This is a genomic window from Acidithrix ferrooxidans, assembly GCF_000949295.1.
In the GTDB taxonomy this organism is placed as follows: Bacteria; Actinomycetota; Acidimicrobiia; order Acidimicrobiales; family Acidimicrobiaceae; genus Acidithrix; species Acidithrix ferrooxidans.
On sequence record NZ_JXYS01000098.1, the window covers coordinates 1 to 18,671 of the forward strand.

General features: G+C 47.1%; 17 protein-coding genes. 8 read left to right on the plus strand and 9 right to left on the minus strand.

Going from position 1 to position 18,671, the window contains the following annotated elements; genetic code table 11:
• The first annotated feature begins 752 nt into the window (after positions 1-752).
• Positions 753-968 carry a hypothetical protein gene (locus tag AXFE_RS20120; RefSeq protein WP_052606694.1) on the plus strand — a complete coding sequence of 72 codons (216 nt, stop codon included), beginning with the start codon at positions 753-755 and terminating at the stop codon, positions 966-968.
• A 275-nt stretch (positions 969-1,243) separates the two neighbouring features.
• On the opposite strand, the gene AXFE_RS14630 is transcribed toward AXFE_RS20120, so the two are convergent.
• The 3 genes from AXFE_RS14630 to AXFE_RS18650 all read right to left on the minus strand — a co-directional run bounded on the left by AXFE_RS14630 (position 1,244) and on the right by AXFE_RS18650 (position 4,115).
• Complete coding sequence (locus AXFE_RS14630; protein WP_052606695.1) at positions 1,244-1,738, minus strand: type IV toxin-antitoxin system AbiEi family antitoxin domain-containing protein; 495 nt, start codon at positions 1,736-1,738, stop codon at positions 1,244-1,246.
• Between the two features lie 237 nt (positions 1,739-1,975).
• A complete protein-coding gene (locus AXFE_RS14635) occupies positions 1,976-3,349 on the minus strand; it encodes a transaminase (protein ID WP_082058796.1) in 1,374 nt (457 codons plus the stop codon).
• Between the two features lie 517 nt (positions 3,350-3,866).
• Positions 3,867-4,115: a WhiB family transcriptional regulator gene (locus AXFE_RS18650; RefSeq protein ID WP_082058797.1), complete on the minus strand. Its 249-nt coding sequence runs from the start codon at positions 4,113-4,115 to the stop codon at positions 3,867-3,869.
• A gap of 340 nt (positions 4,116-4,455) precedes the next feature.
• Here AXFE_RS18650 and AXFE_RS14645 point away from each other — a divergent pair, with 340 nt between their 5' ends.
• The gene (locus tag AXFE_RS14645; RefSeq protein ID WP_052606697.1) at positions 4,456-5,490 is read left to right on the plus strand and encodes an aldo/keto reductase; all 1,035 of its coding nucleotides are present in this window, start codon (positions 4,456-4,458) and stop codon (positions 5,488-5,490) included.
• A 288-nt stretch (positions 5,491-5,778) separates the two neighbouring features.
• Here the strand turns inward: AXFE_RS14645 and AXFE_RS14650 are convergent, their stop codons facing one another.
• From AXFE_RS14650 to AXFE_RS14665, 4 genes are all read right to left on the minus strand, one after another.
• Positions 5,779-6,372 (minus strand): DUF3501 family protein, encoded by a 594-nt coding sequence (locus AXFE_RS14650; RefSeq protein WP_052606698.1) that lies wholly within the window; start codon positions 6,370-6,372, stop codon positions 5,779-5,781.
• A gap of 104 nt (positions 6,373-6,476) precedes the next feature.
• On the minus strand, positions 6,477-7,772 hold the full coding sequence (locus AXFE_RS14655; protein WP_052606699.1) for a heterodisulfide reductase-related iron-sulfur binding cluster: 1,296 nt from the start codon (positions 7,770-7,772) through the stop codon (positions 6,477-6,479).
• A gap of 104 nt (positions 7,773-7,876) precedes the next feature.
• Complete coding sequence (locus AXFE_RS14660) at positions 7,877-8,299, minus strand: rubrerythrin family protein (protein WP_052606700.1); 423 nt, start codon at positions 8,297-8,299, stop codon at positions 7,877-7,879.
• Positions 8,300-8,392: 93 nt separating this feature from the next.
• Positions 8,393-8,830, minus strand: a complete 438-nt coding sequence (locus tag AXFE_RS14665; RefSeq protein ID WP_052606701.1) for a Fur family transcriptional regulator — start codon at positions 8,828-8,830, stop codon at positions 8,393-8,395.
• 1,054 nt (positions 8,831-9,884) lie between these two features.
• Here AXFE_RS14665 and AXFE_RS14670 point away from each other — a divergent pair.
• From AXFE_RS14670 to AXFE_RS14680, 3 genes are all read left to right on the plus strand, one after another.
• Positions 9,885-11,477, plus strand: coding sequence for a glycerol-3-phosphate dehydrogenase/oxidase (locus AXFE_RS14670; protein ID WP_160291886.1), 1,593 nt, complete (start codon positions 9,885-9,887; stop codon positions 11,475-11,477).
• A gap of 93 nt (positions 11,478-11,570) precedes the next feature.
• Positions 11,571-13,043 carry an FGGY family carbohydrate kinase gene (locus tag AXFE_RS14675; protein ID WP_052606703.1) on the plus strand — a complete coding sequence of 491 codons (1,473 nt, stop codon included), beginning with the start codon at positions 11,571-11,573 and terminating at the stop codon, positions 13,041-13,043.
• A 131-nt stretch (positions 13,044-13,174) separates the two neighbouring features.
• Positions 13,175-14,296, plus strand: coding sequence for a 5-(carboxyamino)imidazole ribonucleotide synthase (locus AXFE_RS14680; protein ID WP_052606704.1), 1,122 nt, complete (start codon positions 13,175-13,177; stop codon positions 14,294-14,296).
• Positions 14,297-14,418: 122 nt separating this feature from the next.
• Here the strand turns inward: AXFE_RS14680 and AXFE_RS14685 are convergent, their stop codons facing one another.
• Positions 14,419-15,960 (minus strand): GGDEF domain-containing protein, encoded by a 1,542-nt coding sequence (locus AXFE_RS14685; protein WP_052606705.1) that lies wholly within the window; start codon positions 15,958-15,960, stop codon positions 14,419-14,421.
• A 290-nt stretch (positions 15,961-16,250) separates the two neighbouring features.
• On the opposite strand from AXFE_RS14685, the gene purE reads away from it, so the two are divergent.
• The 3 genes from purE (at position 16,251) to AXFE_RS19510 (ending at position 17,933) form a co-directional block, all read left to right on the plus strand.
• Positions 16,251-16,715: a 5-(carboxyamino)imidazole ribonucleotide mutase gene (purE, locus tag AXFE_RS14690; protein WP_052606708.1), complete on the plus strand. Its 465-nt coding sequence runs from the start codon at positions 16,251-16,253 to the stop codon at positions 16,713-16,715.
• A 256-nt stretch (positions 16,716-16,971) separates the two neighbouring features.
• The gene (locus tag AXFE_RS20845) at positions 16,972-17,403 is read left to right on the plus strand and encodes a hypothetical protein (protein ID WP_235347842.1); all 432 of its coding nucleotides are present in this window, start codon (positions 16,972-16,974) and stop codon (positions 17,401-17,403) included.
• A 245-nt stretch (positions 17,404-17,648) separates the two neighbouring features.
• A complete protein-coding gene (locus AXFE_RS19510; protein WP_152626125.1) occupies positions 17,649-17,933 on the plus strand; it encodes a hypothetical protein in 285 nt (94 codons plus the stop codon).
• Between the two features lie 113 nt (positions 17,934-18,046).
• Here the strand turns inward: AXFE_RS19510 and AXFE_RS14700 are convergent.
• Positions 18,047-18,671: DDE-type integrase/transposase/recombinase (locus AXFE_RS14700; RefSeq protein ID WP_152626126.1), on the minus strand; the 625-nt coding region annotated here is incomplete at its 5' end.

Genomic DNA, 18,671 nt, shown 5'->3' on the forward strand with positions numbered 1-18,671 from the left:
ACTTGTCTATCTCGACATATCTAGTTGCCGCTGGAAAATAACTTCCAGAAGCCATTCGATTCCAGAGTTGGTAGAGATTGTTCTTTAGATCCATCTCAAAGACTGAGATGGACTGCTTATCAATCCCTGGTGCTCGCTTTGTGTCTATTGTGATTGGCTTTTGCCTCTTTGTATGCTTTAAGTACGACGTACTTGTCTTTTGTCAAAAGCTTTTTCTTGTCGTGGTCTTGTCATTTGATCCCTCCCCCTCAACTTTTACCTTGAGAAGTTGTTCATTTGCCAATTACAACTAGATCTGCTGTTTACTCCATCTCTTTGGCTTACATCCTCATTACAAGGACTTCGTAGCTACTACGGGATGGTCCGCCCCCAATCCATAGGCATTTGGTACTTTCCCTCTTGTTGATCTGCAACTTGTAGGTTTTTCCTCATCTTTGGGCTTAGCCCATGTGGCCTTAGCCAAGAACGTCTAGGACTGGGTTCTCATGTTCCACATAAACGCCTGATGTTAAGCTCACGCCACCTACACGCCGGATGCCCCCATATAGCCAAGGGGAGCACTAATTGGGTTAGTCTCCAAGTTGTCCCGAAAGTTCGACGTCCCTCGGTTTCGACATCATCCATACCAATTTCGAACGCTTCGTCAGTGGTTTGTTTTCACTCGTCTTCTTAACTCATACCTGAAAGAGTCATTGCTCTAACTTTTTTAGTACCGCTTTGGACAACGCTCTTTGAACAACGCTCTTTAGCTAATGCCCCGTGCCATTATCGATAAGGTGGTTTGGAATCTCCTCCCAAAAGGCGATCCCGGAGGGCGTAGTTCCATCATCTATGTAGCATTGCAGTGTGATTGTTATCAGCTTGTAGGCGATTTACAACCTCTTTCATTCATGACGCACGGCGGAGATTGGGCTGACAATTATGACCAAGCGCTTCAAGGCAAGACTGCTTTCGCTACCGACGCTTGAAAAAAAACGCGCTAGCGGATTCAGGTATTAGGGAGAATCCGGGAGTTACACAAGATAAGGTCTCCTCGCTAGTCGGTGTGGATTTGGGGTAGCGTGAGCCCCCAAAGAAGTGGAGGACCAGTTTCACACCCGGAACGCTTTTAGTTTTGATATTGTCGTCGGGTCAAAGGTCATAGTAGTATTTCAAGCGCATGTCGAAGTGGCCCGATGGTCCTCGGGAACGTCTGCGCCATACGCAATAGCGTTGATGGTTGCGAACCAGACGTCTTAAGCCATCACTTTAGAACCTCGTTCGCCGTCTCGTATCCTTCTTTTCCGCGCAGCCGGAACGCATCGATAATGCAGCGCTCAGGCGTATAGATGCCCATCAAAATTCCTCGGAAAATCTCAATCTCTGTTCGTCCGATCTCGAAGGTACCCACATCGAACGAGTGCCACCGGATTGGTCCGTTGATTGCCGGGTGTCTCTTGCTTCGAGGCAGCGCCAGGTCAATCGTCCTCGGAATCTCGTCTGTCAAGTCGTGTCTAGCGAGAGCTGACTGGAGGCATAGCATCGCTTCGGGACGTAACGCTGCAGCAGCGATGAGGGAAGGATCTGTGTCACTAGCTTCCGTTGCTTGGTAAATACCACGGGCCAACTGCGCGATTTCTCCTTTATCTCGTAAATGGTAGAGCGACTGCCGTGGTAAGCCACTTTTCTTGGCATCGGCGTAGGTGAACCAAGGAAGCTCCTTAAGCTTGCTCGGTAATGAAAACGTGTCGGGTCTCATTGCGTCATCTCCGCGAATAACCGTATACAGATATAATTATCTGTATACGGTTATGTAATAACCTTAGTCGCGTATCAAGTAAGAGGTAACTAGCTAGCCACTCACAAACAGTTTCACCTTGGTACATCCAAGAGTTGAGAAACGAAGTTCGAAAAGGCTTTCTCGAACGACGAGACGTCCAAAAAAGGACTCTGGATCAATCAATCCACAAATACGAAAACCGAGATACCAGATCCTTCAAATCCATGCGATTGCACTTACTGCTTCTTCAAAGACTTGGCCATGGAACAAAACATCTTCAAGAGTCGTCTTAGGGGACATGAGTGCCATGTTGTGAAAAGGAGTCATCAAAATCCCTCGATTTGCCATAAATAGATGCATGTAGGTATCAAGATCCTCATCGGCTGAAGCAGCTGACTCACCACCACTTACTGGAAGCACTGGAGTAAATCGATACTCGCTACGAGCACCCAAAGTAGAAATTGTCCAAGGAAGATCGGCCCCGTCTATGACGCGCTGTACCCCGGATGCAAACTGTGCTGAGAGCGCATTCATTGCCTCCTGGGTTTCCTTGGTAAAGACTTCAAGCAAAGTCGCTCTCGCTGCGGCCAGAGATAGGGCATTCCCCGCCAAAGTGCCTCCTATTCCCCCGGTGTCTACATAGTCCACACCAGTTTGAGAATTAATTCGCTCAGCAACCTCTGTAGTAATCCCAAAAGCACCAAAGGGAACGCCACCCCCTAGAGATTTGCCAATCGTCAAAAAATCAGGATGCAGATCCCATTCTCGGGTACAGCCGCCCCAACCAGCAGAAAAGGTGTGGGTCTCGTCAATTACAACCAACGAACCAACTTCGTGGGCCGCCTCGATCACGCTTTTTACAAAACCATCTTCTGGTAGGACAATGCCTATATTAGTCATGGCGGGTTCCATCAAAATGCATGCAATCTCGCCAGTTGCCAACGCCTTTTTCACGCCATCTAAATCGTTGAACTCAACAGCGACAGTTGTCGAAGATGGATCAACACTTGGTCCAACATTCCCGGCCCGCGATCTAGTAACCCCGTCTTCTAAGACCACAAAGGTTTCATCAACGGTACCGTGATAGCAATAGGAAAAGACCATCACCTTGCCTCGGCCTGTAATCTGCCGCGCCAAACGCACTACAAATCTATTTGCATCCGTAGCAGAGAGGGTGAACTGCCACAAATCCAGTCCAAAGCGCTCTGAGAGGTTCTTGCCTACGAGCACGGAATCGGCACTTGGAAGCATTGTGGTGATACCGCCGAGTAGGCCAATTCTCTGAGTAATTGCGCTAACCGTGGATAACGGGGAATGACCTGCCATGGCCCCAGTATCCCCAAGACAAAAATCAATATATTCGCGGGAATCAACGTCAAAGATCCTATTGGCAGTAGCAGATTTGAAAAAAACCGGGTATCCGCCGATCCACTTATTCATCCAGCTCATTGGCACTCCCCCAAGGAGCACTTTGGATGACTCTTCAAAAAGGGCCCTGGAATTTGCGGTTCTATCGTAGAACTGAACCTCTTGTTCTGCGATCAAGCCCCTCAAATGCTCTCGGTTCAATATACGCTTGGATCCGACCATCTATCTACCTACCATCCCTTTCATCAAACCACAGACCTTTTGAACGCTAGGTCAAAAAGGACAACCCATTTCCAGTTTTACTGGAGAATCTCTGATCAACATAGAGCTAACTCTCGCAGAACATCAAATTAGGCTAACACTTTGGGGGCTTCGAATCTGTTGCCAGACTGACTATTGCGCGATAACAAAGAGGCCTTGACAATTGTGCAAGAGACAAACATTTCAAAGCAAACTCCCCATGGCAATCGAATGGCTCGAACTGCCATCGCCATGAAATCCAAAATACCCTATCGCAGGGCCCCAAAATCGCCAAAACCCCGACTTCGCAAAATTCTCCAGCCATGGTCTTGGGTTAAGAGCCCAGTTACCAATCAGCAAGATAAGGGAGCTTCAGATAACATAGTAGAAACCTCACAGCTCTACAAGATATATTGCTACTGGGATACGATCGATAAAAAAAACGGCGCTTCAAAGAGCCAACCCATTTCGCAAATTACCGCTCCGAAGCTAGCATCGCTCAAAGCCCAACGTACACCTTAAGTTCGCGACGGGCTCTTGCGAGTCGTCTCCTTTGACGAGTATTCAGACCGCCCCAAACCCCTTCTGACTCCCCGCTAGCCAGAGCGAACTCCAAGCAACGATCTTTCACCCTGCAAAGGTTGCAAATAGCCTTGGCTTTGCGCTCTTCCAATTCGTCTTCCGGATAAAAAAGACTCGGCCGTACCCCTTTGCATGCGGCGTTCTCTCGCCACGTTTGGACTTGCATCAACTACCCCCAAAAACGATCCACTGTGCACCCACTAGCGAAAAATGCATCGCACAGCGCAATTCATCATTAACACGATTATGTGACAGATTTCACTCATTGTAAAGAGGCAATCGCAATTAAAACAAATCTTTAACGATAAATGGTTGATTTTTACTATTTGCACGCATTGTTTTCACTAAACGTGAAAGGTCCGTACATTTGCCATCGCCAAACAAGCGAGGCCGCCTTTTCGCCAAGAGTGAAATTAATTACGTATAAAACGAGAAAAACCGCTCAAGAGACCTGCCATTGCGCTAGTTTCGTTGAAAAAGAAAGCCACTTTAAGGAGACTCTAAAGATGAACTACCGGACCCTGGGATCGAGTGGATGCTCAGTTTCAGTACTCTGCTTGGGCACCATGACCTTTGGAAACGAGACCGACGAAAACGAGAGCTTTGCGCAGTTGGATACCTTTATGGAGGCCGGAGGAAACTTTATAGATACAGCCGACGTCTACACACAGGGCCAATCCGAATCGATCATTGGCAGATGGCTGAAAAAGACAACGCCATTCCAACGCGATCAGGTGATAATTGCCACTAAGGGTCGGTTCCCAACGGGAAGCGGACCAAATGATGCTGGTCTCTCCCGTCGTCATTTGACAAAGGCCATCGATGCATCGCTGATGCGCCTTGGATTGGAGACAATAGACCTTTACCAAGTTCACGCCTGGGATCCATGGACACCATTGGAAGAGACTCTTTCGTGCCTCAACGATGCAGTATCAGCTGGGAAAATCAGATACTTCGGCCTGTCAAACTTCACCGGCTGGCAACTTCAAAAGACTGTAGATCTATCTCTAAATCGACATCTCGATACACCTGTGACCCTCCAGCCTCAATATAATTTGCTTGCGAGAGAGATCGAATGGGAAATCATCCCAGCCTGCCTCGAAAATGGAGTTGGTCTTCTTCCTTGGTCCCCGCTAGGTGGCGGATGGCTTACGGGCAAATATAAGAGAGACCAGATCCCAACTGGGTCAACACGCCTTGGTGAAAATCCGAATCGAGGAGTTGAATCATACTATCGACGCTCCAGTCAAGAACGAACCTGGGATGTATTGTCCGCCGTAGAGAAAGCGTCAAAGAACTTTAATGCAACAATGGCACAAGTCTCATTGGCATGGTTGAGAGATCGCCCCTCTGTCAGCTCCGTAATACTTGGCTGTCGAAACGTAGAACAGTTAAATGACAACCTAGGCGCAGGAGATCTTCTCCTTGACAACGATTCAATTGAAGAACTCAATCTAGCAAGTGATCCTGGCGCTAGCGATTACCCATACGGCGGACCCGGTAACGCCCAAAGGTCAAGAAACATCTCTGGAATCAAATAAAAAAAGACTCCGATCTCCAAATTTATCTGCTGAGAATGTTTTGATTAACAGACAACCAATAGCCAAGGCTAAAAAGGCCAAAGTGTGCATTCGTAAAGAGCTATAACCTTCAGCAAACGGCCCTAAAACTAAGTATCTCAGAGATCGTCGGTGTGACGATCTCTGAGATAGCAGTAATGGACAAATGGCATAGTTGTTTTAGCGACCCTCTATCGGAGATCCAAAGCCGAAATAGCGTAGTTTAGCCAATGAAAAATCGTGATTTGATAAAAAATCCCCCAAGGGTAATTATTGCCAATCCTTGACTAGCGAAGATACGCATTGGGGCGATAGGTGTGTCTCGAAATCATAAAAATGGTGACCAGAGCAAACTTTGACGTCGCCTTTAGCAAAGGCATCAGCTTGTTCCTGGGAAAGATTGAATTTAATGTAATGTACCGACGCGGTCATCTCTTGTCGAGTTAGTTGCTCTTTGTGACTTGGATCGGTAGTGGCATTGACTTCATACTCTTGGCCATCGAAGCTTATCTGAAGCTTTACCGACTCCTCAATTCCGACTAGCTTTGGCAACCACTCCATCAATTCCTCCTGAGTTCTAAGCTCCAAAAATAAGGTAGCCGACAACTCATTCTTAGCTGGGATCAAAGGATTGTAAATTGCCAATTCGGTTTCGATCTGATCATCACTAACCATCTTCTCCGCGCGAGCCATCTCTTGAATTTGGAACCTCATAGTCTCGCGGTTCTCAAAAATCAAGGTAAGAAGTGGCCCAACCGAGACACGGCGATCTTTCTTTAGTGAGATAATCTCTTTTCGATATTGATCTCGAACTCTCTCATACTCGCGTAAATCAGCGATGTCGTCCAATGTTAAAAGCTGCATCTATTCTCCAGTTGATATCTTTTGACGCTTATCTTGAATAAATAAAATTATGGAATTATCGCGGTCCAAGCAGATAGTGCCAATAAAAAAGATAGATTCACCTGCTAATCGATCTTCATTCCATAAGCCCGAGCCATTATGACCATTGGGTGGTCGACCTTTTTAGAAAGTTCTTCGGTGATTGCATAGTTGGCCAGGTGGCAGTCGCCCGAAATCGATGTGGCCGGCGTCTTTTCTATCGCACGCGCTAGCCCACCTGCGACCTTCTTAGCGAGTTCGTAGTTCTTCGCACGATATCCCCATGTCCCATCGATCCCTGAGCACTTCATAACCACGGAGATCTTTGCACCAGTCAGCTTCAACATATCTCGACTCTTGAGGCCGATATTTTGAGCCTGAAGGTGACAAGGAGCGTGATAGGTGATGTCTGGGGCAATCTCACCGGGAAATTCAAGGTCAATGGACTCTTTGTCCTGTCGATACTGTTTCATGAAGAACTCAGAGGTGTCATAGGTGGCCTCAGAGACCCTCTTAGCTGCCTCGGTATCCACATAGATTGGATAATCCCTCTTGATCACATATGAACAGGTCGGTTGGGCAACGACGACAGACCGACCAGCTCGAACTTCAGCATCTAGTACCTCAACATTCGCCTTTGCAACTTCTGTAAACTTTTCAACATCACCGCTATGGAGCCAAGGTGCCCCGCAACACTTAGCGCGCTCAGCAACAGTGCAGCCAATCCCATTGTGCTCATAGACCGAGACCACCGCTTTGCCTATTTTGGGATCCATATACTCAATAAAGCAAGTTGGAAAGACTGATGCATCGGCACGTCGATTTGAGACAAAGGGTCTTGGCCTCTTGCGAAACCACGTAGTAAATCTCTCTTTCGCATAGGGTGGCAAGACCCTAGCGGCTGCAATACCTGAACCTTTCTCCATAAGATTTCGGCTGGCGGTTGAATGGACATCTGTCAACTTATTGACAAGTGGCGAGAATGCCACTGAAGCGATTCCGATCAGGTCTGTATTTCCAAGGACCTTATCGGAGACTTTTTCGATGAATGTCTGTTCTCCACGTTCTTTGCGAATCGTCTTAGCTCGCAACATCAGTCTAGGAAAGTCGAGCGCCCATTCGTGAGGAGGCACATATGGACACTTGACATAACATAACTTGCATTGATAACACTCATCTACGACCTGATCGGATTGCGCTCGAGTCATCGCGGCCACGTCACCGTCGTATGAATCTATGAAATTGAATAGTGTCGGGAAAGAAGGACACAGGTGCAAACAAAGGCGACAACCGTGACAGAGGTCAAATACCCTCTCGAGCTCACCACGAAAATCTACTTCATCGTGGTATTTCGGATTCTTTGGATCATAGGTGATGGTCAAGTACATTCTCCAAGATAATCAGACCAGGTCTAGCCGCGAAGGCGGCTAGACCAATGGTCTTTCAAATAGCTGCTACTTTAAGAACTTACAAAAATAAAGCTTATTTAAGCCAGTGACTCAAGTCCCTGAGTAAAACGACCCGCATGGCTCTTTTCTGCCCTTGCAAGTGTCTCAAACCACTCAGAAATCTCGTCAAATCCCTCTTCACGAGCGGTACGCGCAAAGCCTGGATACATCTCGGTATATTCATAGGTCTCACCCTCAATGGCAGACTTTAAGTTGTCTTCGGTAGCCCCAACAGCGACTCCAGTAACTGGGTCACCTACACCATCAGCAAGAAAGTCAAAGTGGCCAAAAGCATGACCCGTTTCGCCATCTGCGACAGCGCGAAAGAGAGATGCAACATCTGGATATCCTTCAACATCTGCCTTTTGTGCAAAATAGAGATAGCGCCTATTTGCTTGGGATTCGCCTGCAAAGGCCTCCTTCAAATTCTCTGAGGTCTTTGTCCCTTTTAGCTCAGCCATTTGCTCAGTTCTCCTAATCTTGTTCAAAACAACTCGAAAGCTGTAGTTAGTTTTATTGCGATATTTAAATTAGATGGTTTAATGAACAATAGCTCAATTGCTCGAAGCATTACTACTACGGCAAGTTTTACAAACTCCACGAACCGTAATTTCAACGCTCTCCACCGAGAAACCGACTCTGTGGGAAAGGACGCCGATGTCTTTTGGAGTTTCAATAGCAACGTCGAAGACACCTTTACACACCGAACATACCATGTGCTGATGTTCTTGATCTAGGTTCGGGTCAAAACGTAAAGCTCCGATCCCTAAATCAATAGCATTCAGCTCACCCATCTCAACGAGCTCACCAAGAGTTTGATAGACGGTCTTTAGCGAGACGGTGGACATCTCAGTTACCAATTCACCAAAGACACTCTCCGCGCTTGGGTGATTTGGGTTCTCAAAAAGAATCTGGAAGATCTTGGCTCTTTGAGGTGTAACTTTTTTTCCAGCAGCTCGAAAAGCATCTGTCAGCTCGGATGGGCTCTTCATCAAGTTGTCTTTCCATCTAATCAACAGTCATTTACGTTCACTAACAAATGTCAATAAATGACCGTTGTTATAACCTGTCGACAAGAGATAAGATTCCTTGGGATAGAAATTTAATTAATTCTCCATGTAATCATTTCGTGCTACGAAGGCCTAAGTCCCTTGAGATTCCCTCGTCCAAATATCTCGATCATGCGGCCCAGACCCGAGTGCGCAACTTCACAAACGATAATCCATACAGATATAAGGACCAGTCCTCAACTCTATCTTCTCCCCATACTTTAAAGCGAACACCACATAGAAGCAAAAGACCAAAGTGCAAAAAACCATGACCAACAAAGTCTGAGTGGGATTACACGAACAGGGCAAAAGAGCAAAAGATTCAGTTGAGCCAAGCCGCAATCAAAGTGACTGAATAACCACTCAGCTACAATAAGGTCTTAGCACCTATCTGGAATTGACATTCGTTCCGTCGTCCATCGACGAATAATCGCCATTGATAACCTCAGTTACGTAGGGACCATTTGAGCAACATGAAAGCCACAGGTGCTATGTTGGACCAACTAGTCGAAGTCGATTCATCGCAGTTTCATATCGAATCAAGCAACTAAGGCGTCTCATGATGGTAAAAGATGAAAATCCAAATCAGGGCCAACTCCAATTTAATCCATCCAAGGGGTATCCCGAAATTAGCTCCCGCTAGGAAAGAATCCTAAGCGATTTGGAAGCAACTCCAAAGAAGACAAACAGCGATGCGCCAAAAGCACAAACACTTCCATATCGATTGCTCCGGGAAAGAGATGCTTTGTAGGCCTTTTTTTTGGGGGGGGCCGATTCGCCATCGCTCAATCTATCCAAAATGAGAGCCGTCGCCACCGAGATAGGCTATTGGCTAAAATAAATGACACTTTACAACTTAGGTAAATAAAACGTCACGTTCGTTTTCGTGTACCTTCTCAGGAAGATACCGACCATCATTTTCAAGATTTGGCATATCTATACCAAAATTGATTTACAATTTAGGCTAGCGCCAAAATCAAAAATCGGAGAGGATACATTGTCTATCACATCGCCAAAGAGGCGCGCATCACTAGATGAATTGTCGAAAAAGAAGTTTGACGTCCTGATAATCGGTGGCGGAATAACTGGTGCGGGTGCACTTTTGGAGGCAGCCTCGCGCGGATATAGCGCAGCACTGATAGAGGCAAGAGATTTTGCCTCCGGCACTTCATCAGCGTCTTCAAAACTGATTCACGGTGGCCTTCGTTACCTAGCTCAAGGCGAAATCGCCCTAGTTTATGAAAATCTTGCCGAACGATCGCGACTACTTTCGAACGCCCCAGAACTGGTCTCAAAGCTTGATTTTGTCTTGCCGATCAGAAAGACCGCCAGCCCTTTTGGTCCCTTTGGGGCCCCAGCCTACATGGCAGCGCTATGGGGATACGACCTAACCGGCGGCTTTCGCATCGGAGCGTTCCACAAGCGCATGGACAAATCGATCGCGAAATCAATGTTTCCTCGCCTTCGCAGTGACAATTTTTCGAGCGCATTTTTATACCATGACGCCTGGGCAGATGATGTAGCCCTTACCCTCGCGGCCATAAATACCGCCAGGACTCGATATTCCGCGACTGCTGCAAACTACGTCGAAGCGATAAGTCCCATCTTTGGAGAAAACAACAAAATCAAAGGCTACCGCGTCCGTGATAATTCACCGGGCTCCAAGGATGAAGGCCAAGAGTTTGAGATAAGCGCCCGGACCATCATAAACGCTTCGGGAGCATGGGCCACCCAGATCATGGCGCAACTAAAAGAGAAACCACCGTTTGAGATACGACCGGCCAAAGGCGTTCACATAGTCTTTTCGCAGAAGGTCCTACCTGCGAAGGTCGCTTACGTCCTGCCGGTTCCAAATGACTCTCGAACGATCTTTCTGTTGCCTTGGGGCGATTATACCTACGTTGGAACGACAGACACTGACCTTGGGAAAGAGAGGGTCGAAACCACCATGGACGACGTTGAGTACCTCCTAGGGGCAGTCAACTACTCACTAGACACCCCACTTTCAAAGTCTGACATCACAGGCGCTTGGGTCGGCGTGAGGCCCCTGGTCTCACAACCGAAAGATTCAAAGGCGCTCAGTGAGAGAACCAAAGATCTATCAAGACGCCACAAGGTTGTCACATCACCCGAGGGAATGATCTCTATTACTGGGGGGAAACTCACAACCTATCGAAAGATGGCTTCGGATGCTATCGATGCCTTGGATACAAAAGACGGACGTGCCACAAAGTCAATTTCAAAGCGAATAAAGTTAAGATCACCTGCCCATATCGATCCACAGAGTCCAACGCCAGATTCTGCAAGAAAATCGTTAGTTCCAGGGATCGGATGGGACATCTCTCGGGAAGATATAGTCGCGCTGATAGTCGAGACTGATGCTCTGACGCTCTCGGATATTCTTCTTAGGCGTGTTCGCGTTGGAATTTTGGACCAGCGCGCTGCAATGGAGCTTTCAAAACCGGTCCTAGAAATCCTTGGCGAAATCCTTGAATTGACCAAAGTGGAAAAAGATAACCTATCGATGGCCTTTTCCAACGATCTCGCAAGAGAGTTACCACCTGAAATTCTCGATAGTTCTAAAGCATAAATTGCCCTAGAATCCTTATGCAAAATTAGGGCAACGACAAATTGCATATATTAACGCCGAAATTTACCAATTGGAAGGACTCCTAAAGACGCGATGTTGAATCGACATGAAATTCTTGCCGTGGACATCGGATCGTCCAGCATCAAAGCCTCCATTGTCTTTGATGATCTTCAAGTAGGTGCCGCTTGGTCAACTCCCATATGGCCAAAGACTCCAATACCGAATTTTGTTGAATATGATGGCAAAGAGTTCATCGAGAGCGCCAAAGCTGTCATCTCAAAGGGCCTTACCCATTCTAATTCGATTGATGCCATCTCAATAGCCAATCAAAGAGCGACGACTGCCGTTTGGCGCAGATCGACCGGCCAGTGCGTTGGCCCCATCCTCTCATGGATGGACCTACGCACTGCCCCCCTTTGCATTGCGCTAGCCCAAAATGGTCTACCAATTGCTCCAAATCAAAGTGTCACCAAGGCGGCATATCTGTTTTCGCTTGTAGATCCAGCCGAACACGATGACTTATGCTTCGGGACACTTGATTCCTACTTGATATGGCACCTAACCAATGGAAAGTCATTCGTAACCGATCACACAAACGCTGCAATGACCGGCTTCATCCAAGAGACAGATCTTTCTTGGAGCACCAAGGTCCTTGCGAACGTCGGGATCAATCTTGAATGTCTCCCCAAGATGCTTCCCAGTGCTTCGCACCTAGGGGATGCGACTATTGATGCACGTACTCTACCAATACTTGGAACCATTGGAGATCAACAAGCATCGCTAATTGGCCAAAGTGGATTCAAACCGGGCGACACAAAGATAACCTTTGGGACAGGTACGATGCTTGACCAAAATCAAGGCAAGACTCCCCCGCCAACAACCAGGCGCCTGGAAAACGGCACCTTCCCTGTCGTTGCATATACCCATATGGATCAAGTCAATTGGGCGAGTGAGGCCATAGCACTAGGTTCAGGATCCATCATAAATTGGCTCGTCTCAACTGGAATAATTAAATCGCTTGAAGATGCAAATAACTTTGACAAAAACTTTAGGGATACCTCTAGGACCTATGTTGTTCCAGCAAGCGCGGGCTTTGGCACTCCGGAGTGGGACTTCGGAGCACGCACCTCAATTCAGGGACTCACATTATCGACCGATCGCACGGCACTGCTAGCTGCCACTCTCGATGGCATCGCTCAAATTGCCGCCGACTTAGTGCAAGCGACCGAAAAAGATACCAACCTCCCAATCAACGACCTTCGAGTTGACGGTGGGATGACACTCAATGAGAATTTTCTCGCGCTGGTCGCCAATGCAACGGGTTTGACATTGAACATCTCTCCTATGCGCGAATCTACGACCCTTGGCTCGGCCATACTCGCCCTCTCGCAATTAAATGAGGTTGCAATTGAAGATTACTCTCATCAATTACAACGAGGCTCAGTGATGTTACGCCCACAGATCGAAAGGGAATCCAAGGAATGGATCGACCGACGAGAGAGGTGGAAGGAGTCCAAGGCTAAGAGCCTACGATCGGTTCCAGAGCTAAGCGACGTCTCGTTTTAAATTATCTTGGATCGTCACTTACATTGTCGTGCCGAGATAAAGATTCAGGTTTAGGAATGCAATCGCTTCATTACACGCACAATTATTCGCATAAACTATAACCCCGTGTGTAAAAGGAAAGATCGAGAGATATGACTGTCATAGGAATCATAGGAGGCGGCCAATTAGCTCAAATGATGGTCCAAGCTGGCATTTCTCTTGGTCTTGATTTCAGGCTCCTAGCACTTGAATCAGATGAATCTGCACCGAACTTTGTACCGCGGACGACGAGAGTGAAAGAATTTACCTTCGAAGAGCTCTCAAAATTTTCCACCGATTGTGATTTGATTACATTTGACCACGAATTAGTGCCAGCTAGCACGCTGCGACAAATTGATGACCATCACACCAAGTTCTTCCCCAGTGCAAATACTTTAGAATTGGCTGCACGTAAATCAGTTTCGCGACGGATGATGGCCGAACACAAGCTGCCTACCCCCAAATTTCACATAGCTCATAACCTCCAAGAATTAACTCTCGCAATTGAAGATCTTGGCGGAATTTGCGTCATAAAATCTTCTCATGGAGGTTACGATGGCCGCGGAATCTTCTATGTAAATAATCGATCTGAATTAGAGTCATTATCCTCGAAGCTACCTCGTGACTTTGAAGTAGTCGTTGAGGAACGACTCGATATAACCCAGGAGATAGCTGTACTAATAGTACGAGCTAGAAGCGGCCAAATGGTCTCATACCCGGTTTTAGATACCTTTCAAATCAATTCAATTTGCCACCATGTATCCGCACCTTCTTCAATCCCAGAAGAACTTATCGACAGAGCCTCTAATCTAGGGTTCCAAATCGCAGAGATGACTGGTGCGGTTGGAATACTCGCCATCGAGATGTTTGTCGTTGGCGATCAGATATTAATCAACGAAATGGCTCCGAGACCTCACAATAGTGGCCATCTTACAATCGAAGCTTGCGTGACATCGCAATTTGAAAATCATCTGCGAGCCATCTTGGATCTGCCGCTTGGGTCGACCAACCTACGACAAGGGGCGGCGATGGTAAATATCATAGGCAACCAAAACGACCTTCCTTATCAAGTCGATTTGGGAAAACTTACTAAAACTCCAGATATCAAAGTGCATCTCTACGGCAAAACTCCCAGGGATGGACGTAAACTGGGCCACATTACTGCTCTAGGTTCTACCGCCACAGATGCACTCGCAAAGGCAAATCAAGCTATTGCCGACGCACTACAAAACTAAACCGCTTTATGCAAATCAGTCATTTCAGCTTAAGTAAGGTGGAAATCTAGGCCCCATTTATTCGCCTTTTCGAAGATTTGGATCGCAATGGCATGATTGAATCTAACAAAGACTTCGTGCGGTCAAACTCTAAATGAGATCTCTGACGGAATCGAACCTGTTTGGTCAATCGCTGAGATACTGCCGATAACAGTTGCATTACGACCACGCGATTTAGCCCCATACATTGCCCTGTCGGCTGCGAGCAAAACGCTTGGCGGCGCCGCACCCGGTTGCATGCACGCTATACCAGCAGAAAAGGTTACTCTGCCTACGGCCTTCCAGCTAATTCGAACTCTATCCACAAATAGTCTCGCGTCCGACTCGTCGCAATTGCGCAAAATGACAACAAATTCTTCGCCTCCGTAGCGACATGGCAAGTCCTCATTACGAACCTCGCCAAGCAATATGCGACCAAATTCATAGAGCTCGAGATCGCCTTGGGCGTGGCCCAAAGTATCGTTTAATACTTTGAAGTGGTCAAGATCAAAAAAAGCGAGTGAGTCATTGTCACCGAGATTATTCAACTCTCCAAAAAACGCTCGCCTGCTATAGAGCGCGGTAAGCTCATCAAATCGAATCTTAGTGGCTAACTCCTCATTTTCATATTGAGTGGCAATCACCCTGGCCGCCTCGCCCAAAAATGATGAGATCGCCGCAATTAAATCTGCCTCGGGCTTTGGAGCACTTCGCTTCCAATAGATACCAACCGCTCCACTAAGAACAGTCTCGGTGGCGAGCGGCATAAAAAGTGCACTTGAATAGCCGAAGATCTCTACCGCACTTCGGTCCAGATCCGACAATGCAGTATTAGGAACAAAGATCGTCTCTTTGCTTCTAGAGGCTTCAATAAAACCCGACCTACCATCGGAACTCACTAAATTGGAGGTTACAGACTTCGATGTCTCCCGCTCAGGAAAGGAAGTTGCAAACTGTATCGAACCAAACCTCGAGCCTTTCTGCCAGATCGCCAAGACAACGCCAAAAGTTGACAGCAATCCATCGATGTGTTTAGCAACATAGGTCATGGTATCAATAGTTCGCCCCGTTTTAGCAACATCAGAGAATCCGCTCAGAAGCCAATCGTTGATCCGCTTCTTTTGAATCTCATGCGAACGAAGTAATACTAGAGAGAGGGCAACTTCGAGGCCAACCAATTGAGAGATAACGCCAACGGCGAGCCATCTTTGGACTTGCAATCCCGAAAGTAATGGAATTGAAGCAAAAAAAGCAATCGCTGCGTTTACAACGATCAACCTCGGATCCTGCATCAGTCCAATGTATACATAAATCATCAAAATAAGTGGTGGAAGAACAAAAAACCCACCCCTAAAAAGCGGTCCCAGGAGTCCGATCTCGATAAAGGCTGCAATCGAAATCAAAAGATTAACCCTTTGGTCAAGTTTGCGCCACGGTAGCCCCAAAAAAATGCTTCCCACAAATAGACCAACTAGCAAAATAATTAGCGAGAAAGGCTCATTCGCACCAAAATAATCCACCGACGGGAGGAGGCAAAGTCCGATTAAATTCAATGCAATAAGTTGAAGAGCCCCAAAGATGCCAGCCCGCTCGCGGGTCGGAAGATCCATCTTCGAGAGTAGGCCAATATTCCTAGTCAACTTCAATTCAACGACCACCTATACGACAATCGGATAACCGTATCGTATTCAAACTACCAAATTTGAATACCGCAATCTTTCTTTCGGCGACAATCGTTCTAGCCTTAATAATTGACGGAGAAATGACCATCCAAAAGATCCTAAATATATGAGGGTTTCAATCCAAATCATGAATTTGCTCTGTGCGAGTAACATGTTGCGAACCTAGCCGTATTATTTTTGCCATAGACAAATAAAAAAACTACAAGATAAGGATCGATTACGTGAACGAACAAATTAGTGACGTCGTCATAGCAATGGGATCTGACAGCGATCTTGAAATCATGAAAGTTGCAAAGGATGTACTCGAGGCCTTCGAGGTGTCCTCAACGTTGAGAATTCTGTCAGCCCACCGCACGCCATTTGAGATGCTCGACTTTGCCACAAATGCACGAGCCAAGGGGGTCAAGGTGATAATTGCCGGTGCTGGTGGCGCAGCGCACCTCCCTGGAATGATCGCAGCCGCTACTACATTACCAGTGATAGGCGTTCCGGTTTCACTCAGACGACTCGATGGATTAGATTCTCTATTGTCGATCGTCCAAATGCCAAGAGGTGTCCCAGTGGCTACCGTTGCAATTGACAATGCAACCAATGCGGCAATTCTAGCGCTTCGAATCCTATCTATTGGGGACAAAAAAATCGAGTCGAAGCTCATAGAATACGCCCAATTCAATCGGCAAACCTCACTTGCCAAGGACGCCCAACTGGACCCTAACTAGCAAAAATATGCCTGAATCACGATCTAAAAATCTAAGAAAGTGATTCAGGCATAGCTCAAAGGTTAAGTCTCTTCTCTACATGGACTAGTTATCACTTGAGGACGAACCAGATCCTAATGTAGTTGAAGTTGAGACAGACGATGTTGTCGTACTCGTTGGAACAGTAGTAGTTGTAGACGAAGGCGAATTACCGTGATCAGTCGAATCCTTCTGTTGGTGTTTCGAATGACCATCGCCACCGCTAACCTTGGGCGCATTGTCACACTCAACCTCTTTACCGGCAGGATTCACCACTAACACCGAGCCAGCACTTGAACCGCTGGTTGTCGTCAATGCACCACCACTACCAGAACCAGCACACGACACGATAGGGATCGTGGTTGAGGTAGTCGGTGCTGCGGTGGTTGAGGTAGTCGGTGCTGCGGTGGTTGAGGTAGTCGGTGCTGCGGTGGTTGAGGTAGTCGGTGCTGCGGTGGTTGAGGTAGTCGGTGCTGCGGTGGTTGAGGTAGTCGGTGCTGCGGTGGTTGAGGTAGTCGGTGCTGCGGTGGTTGAGGTAGTCGGTGCTGCGGTGGTTGAGGTAGTCGATGCTGTGGTGGTTGAGGTAGTCGATGCTGTGGTGGTTGAGGTAGTACTGCCAGATGGCAATGAGATCCCTATGCTCGCTGCAGTAAGCGACATAGCACCCTGAATTGGTCCTGGCAAAGCACCGGTAGCGGCCGCGGCCGCGGTCGCTGTGACCATAACAGCTGAGGCCCCAGCCAAGACAGCCTTAGTCGTTAAAAATTTCAAGTTCATCTTATTTTCCCTTCAAACGGAGCGTTGATTAGGTCCGTCCCGTCATTAATTTCCATGTTCATCGCAAAAAAAGTGTTCCCCTGGCTATCTAATTGCCATATCGATCCACCATCACACCATCAATGCGCGATCCGCCTAGTGAGTTATGTCGTCGATCCTTCACCATCGCCACAAGGAGCAAAAGTCCTTTGTCTAACCTCGCTACTAAAAAGTCATCATTCACAACTGCTTATAGAAACGATGCTTGCGATAGAGGCGTTACAGAAATTAAAAGATTTAACTCCTCTGCAGCATTTACCAACTGCCCTCAAATACCGAAGTCGAACATCAAACAACCGGGAAAACAACTACCAGAACCTCGATGGCTACAAAGCCAAATCAAAAGCCATCGCTGCCATCGACTCAAAGGTACACATTTATTGAGATTCACAGGTCGATCACTCCATTTCGACTCCGGAGCCTGCCAAGGAAGTTGTCACTTTCGCACAATCTAAGCTACCTCCTTTCGTCTCCCTTTTGGTCCATCTCCAACCGACTTATTCGTAGGAATAATAGGTACCTCTGATACTGGATCCCAGTCTCTGCATTTGCCCGAGATCCAGAAGTCCTGGTTTGGATTTGCGAGCTCCCTCGTAGAGCTCGCGCCGTCTATTTAGTAGCTCAATATGTTCGCCACTGTGTGCTTGTTGTGGAGTTACGAATTTGATGCCAGAGTGCTGATGGTCGTTGTTGTAGTGATCAACGAAGTCACTCATCCACTTACGCGATTCTTCTATTGTGGCAAATCCTCCATAGGGATAGCTTGGAAAGTACTTCACCGTCTTAAAGAGCGACTCAATATGAGCGTTGTCATTTGATACCCGAGGCCGTGACCTCGATATATTTACATCTAGCTCATATAAGTACTCAACTAGTGACCACCCCTTCATGGGTGATCCATTGTCGCTGTGGATCACCTTCGGGACCATATTCTCTCTAGCCATTGCTCGCTTTACGACTCTCTTTAGCTGCTCAGAGCTTTCGGATTCGTATACTTCCCATCCGACTATCTTCCTCGAATAAAGGTCGATGATCACATAGGCGTAGTAATAGATACCCCTAGCTGGTCCATTTAGCCAGGTGATATCAAGTGTCCAGATGTCACCTGGTTTTACTGCTGTG